Genomic DNA, 15,269 nt, shown 5'->3' on the forward strand with positions numbered 1-15,269 from the left:
CTTGTTTATCAGCGAAAAAACTCTCATGTCCTGTACGTGGCAGGGGTTCGTGCGTGCTGTGGCGAGGCTGCTGGTATATGAGGGGTTTACCGGTATTCGTGTTGTTGACCAGCCAGGCGACCGCGGTGCGGATCTGATAGCGCACCGCAATGGTAAGCGCTGGCTTTTCCAGATCAAGCACTGGCGTAAGAGAGCAGGGGTAGAGCTGGCCGATCAGGTGCTGAAGGCAATGACTGTTTACAGGGCCCAGGTCCCGGTAATAGTCGCGCTCAACGGGTTTGACAGGAACCTCCGCGAGCACCAGCAGGTTCTCCTCAGCCGGGGCGTGCCGCTGCAGCTGTGGGATTCCGGGGCGCTCGTGAGCCGGGCCCGGAGGCTTGCTGATGGCTGCCAGTTACCAGAGCCCCGCGAGTACCAGGAAGAAGCTATCAGGGCTATAGTGCGGGCTTACACAGAGGGGTACACGCGGAGGGCCATGATCGTGATGGCCACGGGCCTGGGTAAAACTTTTGTCGCGTGCGAGTCTATCAGGCGGCTGAACGCTTTGTCCCCTGTGAGGGTGCTTGCGATTGCCCACACGAACGAGCTAGTTTACCAGCTTGAGCGGGCGTTCTGGCCATTTTTGAGGAAGGACCAAGAGACACTTGTTTGGAACCAGTACGAGCAACCCGGGCCTGACGACCTTAAAAGGGCGCCTTTCGTGTTTGCCTGTTTGAACACGGTGGCTGCGTATGTTAAAAATGGGGGCGACCTGCCATATTTTGACATTATCCTGGTTGACGAGTGCCACCACGTTGGCGCGGAAATGTACCGCACTATTCTGGACGGAACCCGCGCCGGGAAGCCCTCCGGACCGTTCCTTATCGGCTTGACGGCTACGCCGTGGCGCCCTGATGAGGTGGACCTGAGGGAGTACTTTGGCGAGCCGCTAGTATGTATTGATATAGTGACAGGGTTGAAAAAGGGATTCCTTTCAAATGTGGATTACCGCATGTATACTGATAATATTAACTGGGATGCCCTGAGAAACCTCCACGGCTCAAAGTTTTCACCGAGGCAAATTAACCGGACGCTTTTTATAAATGAGTGGGATGACGCTGTTGTTCACGAGCTGAAGCGGGCGTGGGAAGAGCAGACGAACCCCAGGGCAATAATCTTTTGCGGTACGGTAGACCACGCTATTACTATGCGTGACAGGATAAACGCCCTGGGATTTTGCAATGCGGCAGCTATTTACTCTGCGACGGCTACGGGGAGGAGTATGCCATCTTACGAGCGTAACCGGATCCTTTCCGACTTTCACGACGGGGTTATTGGTGCGGTATGTGCGGTTGATATATTTAATGAAGGGATTGACGTACCAGAGGTTAACATTATCGTGTTCCAGCGCGTGACGCACAGCAGGCGTATTTTCGTCCAGCAATTGGGGCGCGGCCTCCGTATCGCTCCGGGGAAGGAAAAAGTGATTGTGCTAGACTTCGTCTCTGACATCAGGAGGTTTGCTGCGGGGCTTGAATTGAAGGACAGCCTTAATGAGGGGTATGGTCCGTCCCCGGGGAACCCCGTGCGGATCAGCCTCCCGCACAAAGTGACATTCAGGCGGGTCGGTGGTGAGGATCCTGAGACAGAGTCCTTTTTGCGCCAGTGGCTGGAGGATATAGCGGCTGTAGAAAGCGCAGGAGAGGATGCAAGTATACTCAAGTTTCCGCCGGTGCTTCCGGGTGGTCGCAGGTGAAGTTCAGCCAGGTAATTGATGATATCAAGTGCCTTGTGGGCATGAAGCTTAACAGCATCAGGCCGGGTGCCGAAATAACTATCATTGAGGTTGATGAAGAACACGGCAGGATACTGGTACAGGCAAAATCTGGCGAAGTAAAGTCACGCCCGTTCCAAGAAATAAGGCGCATATGGGATGAGCTATGCAAGAAGCCAGCCGTACATGTTGAATCGGTCCTTTACGGTTCCGGCTCCAGCCGCAACCAGCCAGAGACAATCCTGGCAAACCTCCCGTATATCGAGTGGTTCAGGTACAACAAGAAAAAGCACATCGCCTTTGTGGGGCAGGCAACACACCCTCCGGGTACGCTAAAAGAAATGGACCCTGTTCAAGCTGAAAAAATCAAAGCAAAATTGAGGGGAGCTGCGTCACCAGTGGTAACATCAGAGGTAGTGGTCGTGACCAGCGACGTGCGTGGTGTGTCGCAAGCGCTCGAGAGTGTTGCTGGCACACGCGCAGAGCCACTGGCCCCGGGGGTATACAAGCATGAGTGTGGTGGCACGCGGGTTTTCCTGGTGGCTGGCAGTTCCCTGCCGGGAGTAAAGGAGGGAACTTATGCTGTTATCAGAAGTCCCCACAAGCCGGAGGGGGGCGTAGTTGTCCAGCTAGGCGGGCGTACGTTCCATGTGGTTTGCGCCGGAGGCCTCTACCTGATGGTAGAGGCGGGTAAGATGAGACTGGAGTAATGGAATAGGGGGGTAGGGGGTGAATTGTAAGAACTGCACTACTCCCAGGTGTCTAAGTGTTGAAAAAGGTAAAGATGGCAAGCAGAGAGTAAAATTGTCCAGTATTGAGAGTTCAAAGTGCCTCTTGAAATACCTGTCACAAAAACCCCTTAGCGAATTGGTTGGTAAGGTGACCTCTGATTTATTGGACGAATTACAGAACGGGATTAAAAAGGCTTCCCAAAAACACTACGGTATAGAGCCGAGAGACCAGTCCTTTAATAACGTCAGGGGTGCTTGGTTTGAGAAAGTTGTGAGTTTTTGGCTGTGGTCCAGGTGGTATGAATACTGCAAAAATATCGGGGGTATACCCTACTTTGTACTAAAGTTACCAGATGCCGCTAAGTTTAATTTTGTAAAGATTTTTTGCTCTGAAGAAGAAGAGAAGGTAATTGGAAGCCTGAAAAAACACTTAGATAATCACGGGGTTGCTCTGGAGACATCTAACCCTGACTTTGTCGTTGTTACATTAAAAGCCGGAGAACATAAAAGCTGTCCGGTAAAGCATAAGGATTTTTCTCTTGAGAACCTTGGGCGCCTAGAGGACTTATATAGGAATTTTGAGTACCTGGAGAATTTATACAGGGGCTTTAGAAACAAGTGCAAGTATACAGATGTAATATGCGCAATTGGTGTTAAAGATAGTTTGCGGCCGGACAGGCGGCTGCAGCTCGTTTACGAGGGTAATATCTTTAAAGCTGTAATGCTCCATTTCAAAACACGCTTCTGGGATTATAGCTATGAGATACCACCATTTTATGCTATTGTTAATGGCAAAAAAGCCCCTGGCAAGAAGGACGCAAGAGCCCTTATTACAGCAACAACCAGCACCCTGGTAGACATAAGGCTCAGGCCGGAGCGCGCGGTGGATGAGACATTTTACGCGGGCAGGCTTGGAGATATAGATCAGGTTTTCTCGAAGATTAAAGAAAGGCTAGAATCACTGCAAAAAAACAGGGTGTGAGAGCATGACGGAAGTTGAATTTCAGTACCTAGTAATCCGGTGGTTCGAGTCAAACGGGCGAGCGTTCCCGTGGCGGCGAGGAGGCATTGAGCCAGCAGTTGGCCTGCTTACGGAGTTATTGCTACGGAAAACAACGGCTGAGCAAGTCAGTAAAGCCTATACTGAGATAATCGCTTATGTGAAGGAGTTTTTATCTTCAGGGCAGAACCGTGAAGAGCTTTACAGGGCACTAAAGCCCCTTGGCCTGCAGCACCAGCGGATGGTTGCTATAGATGAAATCGCAAAGTATTTGCGTACCAATTATAGTGGCAAATTACCGCAGGACCTGGGCCAGCTGTTAGAAATCCCTCATATAGGGCCATACATAGCTAACGCGACGCGGTGTTTTTACCTTGGTCAGCCAGCACCTATTGTTGATGCTAATATAGCCAGGTTACTGGGCAGGTTTTTCGGAGTTCCAGGTAATACCTCAAACCCGGTGAGGACAAGGGCTTACTGGTTGATAGCTTCTGCTTTGCTGCCAAAACAATGCGTGAAAGAGTACAACTGGGGCTTGCTGGATTTGGGGGCTCTTATGTGTACCCCGCAGCAACCGGATTGTGTTGCTTGCCCTCTAAATGCAGGCTGCTCTTATGCAGGTCACTCTTCCGTGTGGCAAGGCTTAAGTGCTATGCAGAGGTTGGAGCTGTGTAAATTACAGTGGGACTTGGCACAAGTCCCCTTACGGCTTGCTGAATTAGTAGGGTTAGGTAGCGTCCCCAAAGCCAAAAGTATTTTGGGGTTAATCGCGAAATATACCCGGGCCCCTATAACTAGTGGGGCTATTTCTGAGTTGGATATGAGGCGGTTTTCAGTACAACATTACTGTGGCGCTAGCTTGGAAGGCAAGATAGCCTGGGTGTACGGAGATTGAGCAGTAACTGGATTATACGCGGTTGTTTCATTAAAGGAATATCCTTTACCGTCGCACCTGCAGCCTGAAGCAAGGGTTGTTACCCTGCTCCTCCGAGAGGGTGCTAGTTTGCTGGAATAGCGCCCCAAGGCCCTCCTACCGCCTGGCTGGATAGGAGGTGAAGGAAGGCCCCTACCACTGCCCGGCGGCCTATAGGGAGTAGCGTGCGGGCATCATGGCTGCTACGTATTGCATGAGTGTGGCTCCGGGTATCTTGGCTTTACCGCGACCGCGTGTACCGCCCCGCTGCGGGGCCGGGCGTGCTGGTTGTGCTCCCGGCCGCCAGGGCGTGTTATTTTGTTAAGCCGTTACTGAACATGCTTCTTCCCATAAGGTAGTGAGCAATCTGGTGGCAAGACACCTTTAAACACACAGAAGACTTCCCAGAGAGAACCTTTTGCTCGCTTGAGCACGCCCGTCCCGAACCCCGGGATTTAGTACCAGCCAGGCTGAACCGGGCATTGCACGGTATGAACCCTATAGTCACCTTGCTGCCCTCCACGCTCTTGTAAAACGGCTCGGGAGCGAGAGCCCGGGGCTATCGTCCTCTTTATGCAGGATTACCTCATCACACCTGATATTATTATTGCCCGTGAACTGTGGCCGGACGAATAAGATCAATCAGCCCGGGATAATTGTTGGGGTGACCTCTACGCTATTTATACACCGTTCCGGAAACGGAAAAATAAGATCTCCCCCGGCCGCTCATCCTTCATGCTAGCGTGTCCAGCAAGTGGCCCCTCCGGAGCGACCAGGTCCAGAATGCCCGTACTGAATCCCTTAAACTTGATTAGAAGGAGCAGGTATAAGGATTAGCATGGACGGGAGAGGTCGGGCTACCGCCAATATCTTTATCGAACGCCTCTGGCGCAGTCTCAAATACGAAGAAGTTTATCGCACCATCTCTCCTCTCAAATTCTGACTTGATTTTCCACTAACACTGCTAGTATAAATCCTTTCTGTTTCTTGCTGGCATAAATCGTGAAATTATTCAATAGCCAGGCCTTCTCCTGGCCTGGCTTCATGTTATGGAATAACTCTCCTAAGCACTCGTGAATTGTCTCCCACGAAAGGTAAAAATCTGGGGTTTCATAAGCAAAAACAACCTGTCCATCCCGTAACAAGATGCAGGCTGAGTTCTTATAAATTTCAAGCTCGATTATACGCCTGGCCGCAGCTTCCAGGCTTACGCCGAATTTTAATTGCATGGCCTGTAGCAGCTTCAAGGGATTCTTAACCTGACTCGCCAGTTCTATCACATGGAAAACAGGCATTAGCACTTCTGTAGCAAAGATATCAGCCTCGTTATGCTCTACCGGGTCTTCATGGCACCAATTGCCCGGAGAGTAGAAGTGAAGTCTTCCCTTATGTTCCAGGTAAAGATGGGCTAGCTCATGGACACATCTGAAACGCTGCCGGGTAATGGGGTGGTTGGCGTTGCTCAGAATATGTATGCTTCCATACCAGTCCTTGTCAATCACCAGAGCGCTGACTTCATCTGGCAATCCGCGGCGTTTATGGAATTCCACCGGCTTGGCCAGACCAAGGAGGTTGGCAAATTGCACTATATCCAGCGGGTATTTGGGCATCAGGGATCTTACAAGTTCCCTGGCCTTCTGGCGGGCTCGGCTCATGAAATCTCTCCTTGTGTCGATTTTTGTCGAAACAAAAAACGCTACCTTTTTCCGGGCAGCTATTCCTCGTCCAGTGCTTGCTTTTTCTTTTTGTCTCTTTCCAGCAGCCGCTTTCGCTCTAGCTGTTCTATCCATTCTAGCTCCCGCAAGACTTTTTCCCGGCCCTCGGGAGTGAGCCGGCTGAGCCGGGCAAAAAGCCGGATAGCTTCCTCGTGTTGGCTTTCTTTCTTGTTAGTGTTATTAATATAGCCTGCTGCTGCCATGAGCTCTTCCGGTGTCATCTCCATGGCCTTGGCGAGAAGGTCTATGGTACGCAATGTAGGGGTGACTTTCCTGTTACGGGATCGACCCCGTTTTCCAGCTTATCTATATAGGCATGGCTTAGTTTTACCTTTTGTGCAAATTCACGAAGGGATAGCCCGTGTTTCTCCCGGTATTCCCTGATCACTTCACCAATAGATGCCATTTATTTAAGCCTCCCTGTCTATTATAGCATACAAAACCATTAGCCATAGTATGCCCGCGGGAAATGTCAAAAACCCTGGTGGGCGGCCTGTGATAATAAATATCGATAAGCTAAAAGAGCTTCACAGCGCTGGCTTGAACGATGGGGAAATAGCCGATCAACTTGGGGTTAAACGCACTACCGTGAGCATGGCCCGCAAGCGCCTGGGCCTGCCCGCCAACAGGAAAGTGGGGCAGCATGGCTCGGTGGGTACCCGGTCTGGCGAGGAGGAAGAAGCTATAGCCTTCTCCCTGCGGGAACAGCACGTGCTAGCTGTTAGAGAGCTTTCTGGTCCCCGCGTCCGGGTTGGCAACGGTGACCTGCTCAAGTGGGCCAGTAATGCTTATGCGCTAGATATAAGCCACATAGAGTACATATACTCCTTGGACGAAAAATCGAGGCCGGCCGACATACCGGAGAAGATACCGGCAGTTATCTCAACAATAGAGGCTGTATCTTACGGGTTCAAGAAAGGGAAAGGCGGGGGTAAAAGAGCGTTGGTGTATAACGTGGATACGGAATAATATACCGGGATTTGCCTGGTTTTTTATTGTGGTCTCAGTTTTACTTCCAGCTTTACATCTAGAGCTTTTGCCACCCTTTTTAGAAATCGGAGAGAGGGATTATACCTGCCGCTTTCGAGCCTGGCTATGGCCGACTGGCTCGTATTCCGGTTCGAGTTCTTCGTATTCTTTCCAGAAAGCAGGATTTTTCATTAGTTGTTCCTTAAAGTTCTCCCCACATACCTCCCTTTAAATGCTTTGTATACGGCTGCCACAACGGCAGAAAAGTAAAATGGGACTAGGTTTAACTAGTCCCATAACACGTGGGATCAGGTGGGGCTACACTCCCACATCTCCTAATACCTTTTGGTGGGCGACGGCTGCCTCTTCCGTCCTCTGATCCCCGTTAATTAATTGTCTTTTTGACAATTCTATTATACTAACTACCTGTAGCACTTTTGAAGATACCATTGTTTCTTAAAGCCAACACGAGATATTCACCCCCCCAGAAATACTTACATTAGTATCGTGTCGCATTGGCCACAGGGGGCCGGGCTTTTTATGGCCCGGTTTCTTGTTTTTGCATATTTTGATTCGTATTAGGCAGGCTATAAACAGAGGGGGTGGCGTTGTGGGCGATCTCCAGGCAAAGTATAATATAAAGGAAGAAAAAGATCATGTTGTTTATACCCGTAAATATGGTGATATTACGGTAGAAAATAAATTTCCCCGCGATGCTCAAGATGCGGATAAAAGGCTAGAAGCATTTCGCTACCTCGCTGCACAAATGATCTGGGCCAGACTGGAGGAATGAGCCTTGCGGGCAGCAGCTCTATACCGGGTGAGCACTAAAAAGCAAGTTAAGGCCGAGGAAGACAGTATCCCTGTCCAGCAACATTTACTGCGGGAGTACGCGGCCGAGCGTGGCTGGGAACTGGTCGCTGAATATATAGAGCCAGGGGTATCGGCTTATAAGTTGTCTTCCATAGACAGGGATATTTTACAGGATGCCCTCCGCGATGCTGAAGCTGGTAAGTATGACGTGCTCCTTGTCTTCAAGGCCGACCGCCTTAGCCGCAACAGCTTTGAGTACCCGATGGTACTGTGGCGGCTTTACCGCGCAGGGGTGGAAGTAATTGCCGTGGCCGATGCGCCCGGCGGTAGGAAGCTTAATGTTGATGACCAGATGGAAAAGCTCCTCCGCTTTATCGAGGGGTGGCAGGCGGAAACTGAAAGTAAAAATACGTCCATCCGCGTTTCCCAGGCGATGCTCGACCTGGCCCGCCAGGGCAAGTGGACCGGCGGCAGGCCACCTTACGGCTTCCGGTTGTCTTCCAGTAAAAACGGGCTACCCCTGGAAATAGACCCCGGTGAAGCGGAAGTCTTGAAGGAGATGGTCCGTCTCTACCTGGAAGAAGGGGTGGGGAGCAAGAAGATAGCGGAGATACTCAATAGCCGTGGCATAAGGACAAGGGAAGGGAAGCTGTGGCGGGATGTCCGGGTAAGAGATGTGCTGCAGAACCCTATTATAGCCGGGTTGCCGGCTTATAACCGTACCAGGCCCGGCAATACTCCTACCTCCCGGTGTAAAGTAAGAGACAGGTATGACCTTAATAATCCGGAGATAATTATTCCCAGGGACGAACATGGCAACCCCAAGCCAGTTGAGGAGTATGTTATAATTCCCCTCGAGACCTGGCTTAAAGTGATGCAGAAAATGAAAGCCTCAGCCCAGAATCAGGAGCCTGATGCCAGGGCCTTGGATAGCCCGGCGCTGCTTACCGGCTTCCTTAAGTGCGGTTACTGCGGGCGGGGGTTCATTTCAAGCAGGAGTACCAGGGCAAAAGTAACTAGGCCTAATGGTAAGACTTACATCTATGAGCGCGCTTCCTACCGCTGTGTAACTCACGCCAGGATAGGCAAGGAGTTTTGTCCTGGCCAGGGGAGTTACTCTCAGAGAAAGATAGATGCTATTTTTTTGAATGAGCTCAAGATGTTTCTATCCAACCTTGACCTCGGCAACCTGGAGAAATATATCGATAGCCGCCAGCAATTTACGGTTATGAGGCTCCAGAAGCAGATAAAGCAACTCGAAGCCGAACTGGAAAAGGCTAACCGTCGGCTTAAGAACTGGGTGGAACGGCTGAATCAATATTTTGCTGATCCAGCCAGAAGCCTTTACAGCGAGGAGCTAATGGCAGCCGAGATAAAAAGGGCCCAGGAAGAGATTGCACTACTGGAAAGGCAAATAGCCGGGGCTAAGGCTGAACTTAGCGCCTGTACTTATGAGCGTGAAAAGCTACAGCAGTTCGCCAGGATGGCTCCACGGTGGTTTGAGATTTTTGTTGAGGCTCCTGTTGCGGTTCAGAAAAGGATGCTGGCGCAGATAATTGATAAAGTTACACTATGGAAGGATAGGCTGGAGATAAGCTACAGAGTGGACCTGACTCAATTTGCCCGGACGACTGGAGAAGAAGGCCACGGTACAGTTGAACTCCGTGTGGCAGTATCTTTATAGTCTTATTCTCTCAAGATAAGGTAGAATATAAAGGGGAGAAGATAGAAGATAAACGAGGGAAGCCCCATGGCCCCCAATTTAGTTGAGGAGTTGTACAATGCATAAGGTTACCCCCGGATCTAAAGAAGGAACTCTATGCAAGATTAAGTGTTATTGAACCCGAGAAGGCAATTATGGTGTTAGACAAGCTTATTGGGATTGCGGGCGGGCCCCAAGGAAAAGGTTCTCGGACCTTAAGGAGGACTTTGTATGGTGGCTTGCGACCGCTCTAGGATATTTATCGATAGTGGGGGATTTATTGCTTTGATATATCTACTTCAGCTAGCCTTTGGCGCCTAGGCTTTTTGCTAATGAGCTCTAACCCCTCTAGTTCCGTTATATCGGTTTGATCAAAAAAATCTGCCAGGGCCTGGAGATCTTCTGTATCCGGTGGGTATTCCTCCATTCTGTTCTTCTCCTTCCACAGTTAACTAAAATATTCCCCAAAATAATTACACCAACTCCTAAAGGTTTGTAGCTACTTGGGTGCGATAGGAGTGCCGATTGCACCCAAGTAGCGACTAACATTCTTATACTGCCCGATACTGGCTCCAAGCTTATTTTATCATAGCATAGCTAGTTGCGCTAAGAAAGCTGGTGAAGCTTTTGCGCGACCAGCTCGGCACGCTCTGATTCGAGGACGCCGCTGGGGAATACCCTGGCGGCCTTAGTCTTTTGAGGTGGTGCTAGTGGCTTTGCGGTTTCTTAAATACGAGCGCGGGAACAGCCTTATAGAAGCCCTCCTGGTTCTGCCACTTTTCTTAATGCTGTTTTTCCTCCTTATCGAGATAGATTTTGTGGTGTGCGACTGGGCGGCGGTGAACTATGCTACGGCCTCGGCGGCAGCGAAGGCTTCTTCTGAGGGGAGGTTTTCCGAAAGTATCAGGCAGGAGACGTCGTCATATCTCAAGCAGTGGACGGCAAACGGCAAGGACCCGGGTGTAGATTTCCTGGCCGGGGCACCCTATTATTCCAGTGATACCCTTGTGATCTGGGGGACACCGGCTGGTATGAACGAGTAGCGGCGCCAGGAAAGAATTGTAAGCGTGGTATATCCTGTGAGGTTTAAGACCTTCCTAGCGAGAGCCCTCGGGCAATCGCTTATCCAGGAGAAGCAGCTTACCCTTATAAGACCGGGGCGGTGGCCATAAGCGAGGCGTTTTTTGAAAATAGTCGTATGCACTTGTGGTCATAGTGTATAATGGTGGCAGGGGCGATTAGTAACGTGGCCGTTGAGGACAGGAACAACTTGACAAGTTACCGAGTTATTCACCACTACCTTCAAAGCCGGGGCCTCCAGCGCCGCTTAATTGGTGAGAACCTGGAGCAAATAAGGGGTGCGGTTCGAGATGCAGTATGCTGTCATTTTCAAAACAAAGATATGCCTCGGACCATCCGCTTGCGGATCGTGAAAGATGAAGTTATGACAGTGTAAAGGCAAGACTTGAGTTTAGGGTGGAGGTGAAACCCGTGAACCTGCCGCTTGAAGGGTATTCCGCCAGTGGCAGAGAAACTTGCACCTACGAGGATTACCGCCAGCTCCCCGAGGGAGCGCCTTATCAACTCATCGGGGGTGAGCTTGTGTTGACGCCTGTACCTTCACCGTACCATCAGATTATTGCCTTTAACCTGGGACTTGCGTTGGGAAATTTTGTGGTATCAAGGCAACTGGGGAGGGTCTTATTCGCCCCCCTAGACGTTTACCTCACGGAAACTGAGACGTACCAACCGGACATCATCTTCATCTCCCGTGATCGAATGGATATCATCGAAGCCGAACGTATAAATGGCGCTCCTGACCTTGTAGTGGAGATCCTTTCTCCCACTACGGCCTACTACGACCTACGGAAGAAATTCAAGGTCTATGAACGGTCTGGCGTCAAGGAATATTGGATAGTGGATCCTGGGGAGAAATCGGTACAGATCTTCGTCCTTAAGGAAGGCAGGTTCGTCCTCAACCAGGAGGTGGAGGGAATGGGAGAAGTATCTTCTTGCCTCCTTACGGGTTTCACGGTCGCCTTAAGTAACATATTCGAAAGTTAGATTTCTCATACGCTTGCCCTTAAAAGAGGTTGCCTGTACTTGACCGGGAGTGTGTCAGCCGGGTAGAATGGAAGCGAATGGCAGGCAACGAAAAGAAGGGTGTTACCGACAGCCTGCATATACACCTTTTGGAAAGAGAAAGCGCCGACTCGGTAAAAGTAGCCCATGGCCTTGTTCTGGATTTTGACACTGGAGGAAACCTTGTCAGCCTAGACATTGACCAAGCGAGCAAGCGGATAGATTTATCAGGTCTAGAGGCCGATGGCTTGCCTGTCGGTCGCATTATGGTTACCGGCCCAAGGCTATAACCTAAGAACAGCTCAAAGAAGGCTGGAGTGATCCTGTGTCACCTAATCAGAAGGCGATAAGCATAGCTAGATTATACGTAGAAACCTTGAGGAAGAAGAACCTACCCATTAAGGCGGTAATCCTCTTCGGGTCCCAGGCGAGGGGAGACTACGAGGCGGATTCGGACATTGATGTTCTTGTCGTTACTGAGAGGCTTGATACGGAAATACGCGAGGCTATCTTGGAAGCAGCCTTTGAGATTAGTCTTAGTGAGGATGTAATGCTGATACCTCTTATATACGACCTTGAGAAGTTTGAGTCTGCTCTATTCCGGTCTGGGCCCCTTTATCAGAATATAAGCCAGGAGGGGATTATTATCCAATGAGCAAAACCGGATACATAAGGAGATGTTTGCCTCGACCCAAGGGAGGAGCAAATTAGCAAAGCAATGAGTATTACTCGCTATTTTACTGAATTGGGAGCTGAGAGAATGTGAAGCCAATCCGCTTTTACAGCCATGCCGGGAGACAATGGGTTTTCGTGGCGCAGCCGAGAAGGAAGTAATCGAGGCCATTAAGACTTCCCCTTGGGAACCTGCGGAACGCGGTCGATTGGAATGCCGGAAAAACTTCGCTTATGGGTAGGAGTGGAATAGCAAATTTTATGCCACGAAGCAGGTACGGCCTATTTTCGTGGAAGAAGACACAGAAATCGTAGTGGTTACCGTGTACGTTTATTATTTCTAGAACGGAGGTGTAGCCTTATGAAAATAACCTATGACCCCGAGGTAGATGCCCTATATATTCGCTTCCTTGAGACTAGTGTTACCACGAAGCATGTTGACGAGGGCATTGCCGTGGATTATTCGGCAGACGGGCGGCTTGCCGGTATGGAAATCTTGGATGCCCGCAAGCGCTTCGGCAGCCTAGAGGTATTCCAGGAGATAGCCTTTAAAGGCCTTGGGGTTGTTCCCCTGGCTGCCAAGCACCTTTAATCTTTCTAGACGAACTATGTTTCTTTTCGCATATAGCCTGGCAGACCCCAGCCGGGCGATATATTCATACAGGGATCACTTTGGAAGGCCTGCCTACGCAGGCCTTCCTGATTCCAGGGGCCAGGCAAACTGGATGGAAGAAGCGCCACGCTATGGGCGATGCGGCGCGCTTCTTTTTGAAGGCAGGATAAGGCGCGGTGCTCTGCGCGCTTCCCAGACGCCAGGCAAAGCCTGGCGCTGTTGAATTCATAAGAGATGCTCAAGGAGGTGCTACACACGGATAGGAGATGCCAAAGCGATGCTTAATCTTTATTGACGCTTTGATACTACTTGACTTTATAGAGCGGCTTTCGAGACTTTTCCATAAATTGGAGGGATGATCGCGTATGAAACGCTTGACCGTGAGGTTACCAGAAGACGTATAGAATGCGCTGGCAGCGGTGCCAATCTTTCCTAATCCTCTCCGGGTGGGAGCCCGGCAGGCGGGCGTTCGCACCACTTCGCCGTTTGGAAGGCACGTGTTCACTGGGGAGGACGGTGGCCTTTTGGCTGCCGTGCGATGCCCCTGGGGGCACGTGTGCGACTGTTTCGGGCGGGGCTCCAGAAGCCGCGGTCCACCTGTGCTGCCAGCCGTACAGGTGGGGGTATAACCCGGCCTCTCGGAGAGCGTGAACTTCGAGCCTGCTTTGCTGCCAGGTTGCTGTCTTTTGATAGAACCTGGTAGCAAAAATGAAACAGATCATCGCCCTGCTCTTCGTTTTCCTACACCCGGCCCAGGCCGCCTTCGAGCGGCCTCCTTTATTTGCCGGGCCGTACCTGCCGCCAGTAGTCAATGGGTGAGGATAATCAGCTCTTCTATTGGGTAATGCCTTTCATTGGCCGTCACTAGGATCAAGTTGTTACGGACGGCTACGGCTGCTATGAGGGAATCAGTAAGGCTAAGGGTAATGCCTTTCCGAGCGTAGGTATAGCGCCAGCGGCCAGCCAGGCGGGAGGCCTCGTAATCTATGGGATAAAACTTCAGGCTAGATAAAAACAGCTCTATTGCGGGCAGCTCCTTTTCCCTGGCTCCGGAAAATACCTCGGCCACAGTTATAGGACAGGCAGCCAGAGGAGCTTTCTCCTTGAGCACTTCTAATAGCGCTATGGTGTGTTTGTTCCCGCGGAAGAAGTCAATTAAGGCTGTGGTATCCAGCAGAAAGCCTTTGACCGGAGCCTTATCTTTCATCCCTAGACCACCTGGCCAGCCTCTCCTCTGCTTCCAGGCGCAAATTTCTTACCCAGGCTTCTATGTTTTCCCGGTCCTTAAATTCCGGGTATTGGTCAGGGGAAAATATCCCCGCGCATTCTTTGAGGGCTTTCGCCTGCTTGAGCCGCAGGAGAGCCTCTTCCGTAGCCTTGATAATGAAGTCGCTCTGTTTACCTTTCCGTACATGCTTATTCAAGTCCCGGATAAGGTACGCGGGAAATCTTATGGCCTTGAGGCGTGTCTTTTCTGCCATATCAAGACCTCCCAGAGAGTTGCTATAGATCAAGTATAACACGAGGGAGTGACCTACTCCCACCCTTAAAAGAGTGGGCTTTCCCCGCGGCCTCTCGTAAGTTCGGCAAAATCTCTATCGACGTAATGTATTTCTAGTCCGCACGAACAGACGCTCACTAGGCTCCGTTTGGTAGGGTAAAGGAGCGTGCCGCAGTGGGGACAGCTGACCGGTACGCGCGTACTCCTGTCAATGAACTCTACATAAGAGATTGGGATCGAAGGCTGGGCCATCAGTTTCTCAATTTTGGACTTAGGCATGAACTTCTCCAGAGCTATGGCCATGGACTCCTTTGAAACGTGGAATATTGCAGTCAGCTGGTGAATCGACTGGATGCGGTGCTTTTTCAGGACTGCGTGGAGGAAAGGCGTGGGGATGAGCAGCTCTTCGGCGAAGATGTCGGCCTCCCTTTCTTCCTCCGGGTCCCTCTCTACGTCGAAGCTGTCGATGGGGTGGAGGGAGTGACGCAGGACGGCATGACCCAGTTCGTGGGCGCCCGTCCATCGGCTTTTCACGTAGGACCGTGTGCTGTTGATGAAGACGGCATACCGCCGGTGCTTTGCCAGGTAGCCCGACCAGCCGTCAATGTCGACTCCGGCCACCCACTGAATGTCGACGGCATCGATGCCGTGTGAGCGGTAGTTCCTGAGAAGCCTGAAGGGATTTACCGGAAGACAAGTAATACCGGCCTCGACCAGCAGTCTCCTCGCGGCCATGCGGGCGTGCGCCCTGCCGTAATCCGCTTCCTTCCATATGTCCCAGGAAGAACCCATTTCTCTTCCCCGC

General features: G+C 51.0%; 23 protein-coding genes. 14 read left to right on the forward strand and 9 right to left on the reverse strand.

Annotation, left to right across the window (positions count from 1 at the left end):
- Position 1: 1 nt before the first annotated feature.
- The 5 genes from B9A14_RS06870 to B9A14_RS18240 all read left to right on the forward strand — a co-directional run bounded on the left by B9A14_RS06870 (position 2) and on the right by B9A14_RS18240 (position 5,212).
- Positions 2–1,735, forward strand: coding sequence for a DEAD/DEAH box helicase family protein (locus tag B9A14_RS06870; RefSeq protein WP_197686577.1), 1,734 nt, complete (start codon positions 2–4; stop codon positions 1,733–1,735).
- Positions 1,732–2,463, forward strand: coding sequence for a hypothetical protein (locus tag B9A14_RS06875; RefSeq protein ID WP_084664986.1), 732 nt, complete (start codon positions 1,732–1,734; stop codon positions 2,461–2,463). Before B9A14_RS06870 ends, B9A14_RS06875 begins: the two co-directional genes overlap by 4 nt.
- Before the next feature lie 19 nt (positions 2,464–2,482).
- Positions 2,483–3,466, forward strand: coding sequence for a Cfr10I/Bse634I family restriction endonuclease (locus B9A14_RS06880; RefSeq protein WP_084664987.1), 984 nt, complete (start codon positions 2,483–2,485; stop codon positions 3,464–3,466).
- 4 nt (positions 3,467–3,470) lie between these two features.
- Positions 3,471–4,379 carry an HhH-GPD family protein gene (locus tag B9A14_RS06885; protein ID WP_084664988.1) on the forward strand — a complete coding sequence of 303 codons (909 nt, stop codon included), beginning with the start codon at positions 3,471–3,473 and terminating at the stop codon, positions 4,377–4,379.
- A 746-nt stretch (positions 4,380–5,125) separates the two neighbouring features.
- A complete protein-coding gene (locus tag B9A14_RS18240; RefSeq protein WP_157110054.1) occupies positions 5,126–5,212 on the forward strand; it encodes an NgoMIV family type II restriction endonuclease in 87 nt (28 codons plus the stop codon).
- Between the two features lie 117 nt (positions 5,213–5,329).
- Here the strand turns inward: B9A14_RS18240 and B9A14_RS06890 are convergent, their stop codons facing one another.
- Genes B9A14_RS06890 through B9A14_RS17560 form a run of 3 tightly spaced genes read right to left on the reverse strand, consistent with a single transcriptional unit; the run spans position 5,330 to position 6,518 of the window.
- Positions 5,330–6,052 carry an ImmA/IrrE family metallo-endopeptidase gene (locus B9A14_RS06890; protein WP_157109808.1) on the reverse strand — a complete coding sequence of 241 codons (723 nt, stop codon included), beginning with the start codon at positions 6,050–6,052 and terminating at the stop codon, positions 5,330–5,332.
- A 59-nt stretch (positions 6,053–6,111) separates the two neighbouring features.
- The gene (locus B9A14_RS17555) at positions 6,112–6,369 is read right to left on the reverse strand and encodes a hypothetical protein (protein WP_084664990.1); all 258 of its coding nucleotides are present in this window, start codon (positions 6,367–6,369) and stop codon (positions 6,112–6,114) included.
- Entirely contained in the window at positions 6,357–6,518 is a 162-nt protein-coding gene (locus B9A14_RS17560) for a helix-turn-helix domain-containing protein (protein ID WP_084664991.1), read from the reverse strand. The genes B9A14_RS17555 and B9A14_RS17560 overlap by 13 nt, the downstream gene beginning before the upstream one ends.
- A gap of 89 nt (positions 6,519–6,607) precedes the next feature.
- Here B9A14_RS17560 and B9A14_RS06905 point away from each other — a divergent pair, with 89 nt between their 5' ends.
- Positions 6,608–7,081: a hypothetical protein gene (locus tag B9A14_RS06905; protein WP_084664992.1), complete on the forward strand. Its 474-nt coding sequence runs from the start codon at positions 6,608–6,610 to the stop codon at positions 7,079–7,081.
- A 23-nt stretch (positions 7,082–7,104) separates the two neighbouring features.
- Here the strand turns inward: B9A14_RS06905 and B9A14_RS18245 are convergent, their stop codons facing one another.
- Positions 7,105–7,209 carry a helix-turn-helix domain-containing protein gene (locus tag B9A14_RS18245; protein ID WP_422938470.1) on the reverse strand — a complete coding sequence of 35 codons (105 nt, stop codon included), beginning with the start codon at positions 7,207–7,209 and terminating at the stop codon, positions 7,105–7,107.
- Between the two features lie 190 nt (positions 7,210–7,399).
- On the reverse strand, positions 7,400–7,531 hold the full coding sequence (locus B9A14_RS17945) for a hypothetical protein (RefSeq protein WP_269456764.1): 132 nt from the start codon (positions 7,529–7,531) through the stop codon (positions 7,400–7,402).
- Between the two features lie 118 nt (positions 7,532–7,649).
- Between B9A14_RS17945 and B9A14_RS06915 the strand changes: the two genes are divergently transcribed.
- On the forward strand, positions 7,650–7,874 hold the full coding sequence (locus tag B9A14_RS06915) for a hypothetical protein (RefSeq protein WP_172839064.1): 225 nt from the start codon (positions 7,650–7,652) through the stop codon (positions 7,872–7,874).
- Positions 7,875–7,877: 3 nt separating this feature from the next.
- Positions 7,878–9,578: a recombinase family protein gene (locus B9A14_RS06920; RefSeq protein WP_084664994.1), complete on the forward strand. Its 1,701-nt coding sequence runs from the start codon at positions 7,878–7,880 to the stop codon at positions 9,576–9,578.
- Between the two features lie 295 nt (positions 9,579–9,873).
- Here the strand turns inward: B9A14_RS06920 and B9A14_RS17020 are convergent, their stop codons facing one another.
- Positions 9,874–10,023: a hypothetical protein gene (locus B9A14_RS17020; protein ID WP_157109809.1), complete on the reverse strand. Its 150-nt coding sequence runs from the start codon at positions 10,021–10,023 to the stop codon at positions 9,874–9,876.
- Between the two features lie 289 nt (positions 10,024–10,312).
- On the opposite strand from B9A14_RS17020, the gene B9A14_RS06925 reads away from it, so the two are divergent.
- From B9A14_RS06925 to B9A14_RS06950, 6 genes are all read left to right on the forward strand, one after another.
- On the forward strand, positions 10,313–10,639 hold the full coding sequence (locus tag B9A14_RS06925; RefSeq protein ID WP_172839065.1) for a TadE/TadG family type IV pilus assembly protein: 327 nt from the start codon (positions 10,313–10,315) through the stop codon (positions 10,637–10,639).
- Positions 10,640–10,818: 179 nt separating this feature from the next.
- Positions 10,819–11,052 carry a hypothetical protein gene (locus B9A14_RS17565; RefSeq protein WP_197686578.1) on the forward strand — a complete coding sequence of 78 codons (234 nt, stop codon included), beginning with the start codon at positions 10,819–10,821 and terminating at the stop codon, positions 11,050–11,052.
- 35 nt (positions 11,053–11,087) lie between these two features.
- Positions 11,088–11,660: a Uma2 family endonuclease gene (locus B9A14_RS06935; RefSeq protein WP_084664997.1), complete on the forward strand. Its 573-nt coding sequence runs from the start codon at positions 11,088–11,090 to the stop codon at positions 11,658–11,660.
- A 29-nt stretch (positions 11,661–11,689) separates the two neighbouring features.
- The gene (locus B9A14_RS06940) at positions 11,690–11,968 is read left to right on the forward strand and encodes a DUF2283 domain-containing protein (RefSeq protein ID WP_197686579.1); all 279 of its coding nucleotides are present in this window, start codon (positions 11,690–11,692) and stop codon (positions 11,966–11,968) included.
- Positions 11,969–12,003: 35 nt separating this feature from the next.
- Positions 12,004–12,333 carry a nucleotidyltransferase domain-containing protein gene (locus tag B9A14_RS06945; RefSeq protein WP_084664998.1) on the forward strand — a complete coding sequence of 110 codons (330 nt, stop codon included), beginning with the start codon at positions 12,004–12,006 and terminating at the stop codon, positions 12,331–12,333.
- A gap of 378 nt (positions 12,334–12,711) precedes the next feature.
- Complete coding sequence (locus B9A14_RS06950; protein WP_084664999.1) at positions 12,712–12,942, forward strand: DUF2283 domain-containing protein; 231 nt, start codon at positions 12,712–12,714, stop codon at positions 12,940–12,942.
- Between the two features lie 829 nt (positions 12,943–13,771).
- On the opposite strand, the gene B9A14_RS06955 is transcribed toward B9A14_RS06950, so the two are convergent.
- From B9A14_RS06955 to B9A14_RS06965, 3 genes are all read right to left on the reverse strand, one after another.
- Entirely contained in the window at positions 13,772–14,170 is a 399-nt protein-coding gene (locus B9A14_RS06955) for a type II toxin-antitoxin system VapC family toxin (protein WP_084665000.1), read from the reverse strand.
- Positions 14,160–14,444 carry a hypothetical protein gene (locus B9A14_RS06960; protein ID WP_084665001.1) on the reverse strand — a complete coding sequence of 95 codons (285 nt, stop codon included), beginning with the start codon at positions 14,442–14,444 and terminating at the stop codon, positions 14,160–14,162. Before B9A14_RS06960 ends, B9A14_RS06955 begins: the two co-directional genes overlap by 11 nt.
- A 65-nt stretch (positions 14,445–14,509) precedes the next feature.
- On the reverse strand, positions 14,510–15,256 hold the full coding sequence (locus tag B9A14_RS06965) for an ImmA/IrrE family metallo-endopeptidase (protein ID WP_084665002.1): 747 nt from the start codon (positions 15,254–15,256) through the stop codon (positions 14,510–14,512).
- Positions 15,257–15,269 lie beyond the last annotated feature (13 nt).

This window comes from Thermanaeromonas toyohensis ToBE, assembly GCF_900176005.1.
GTDB lineage: Bacteria > Bacillota > DSM-521 > Neomoorellales > Neomoorellaceae > Thermanaeromonas > Thermanaeromonas toyohensis.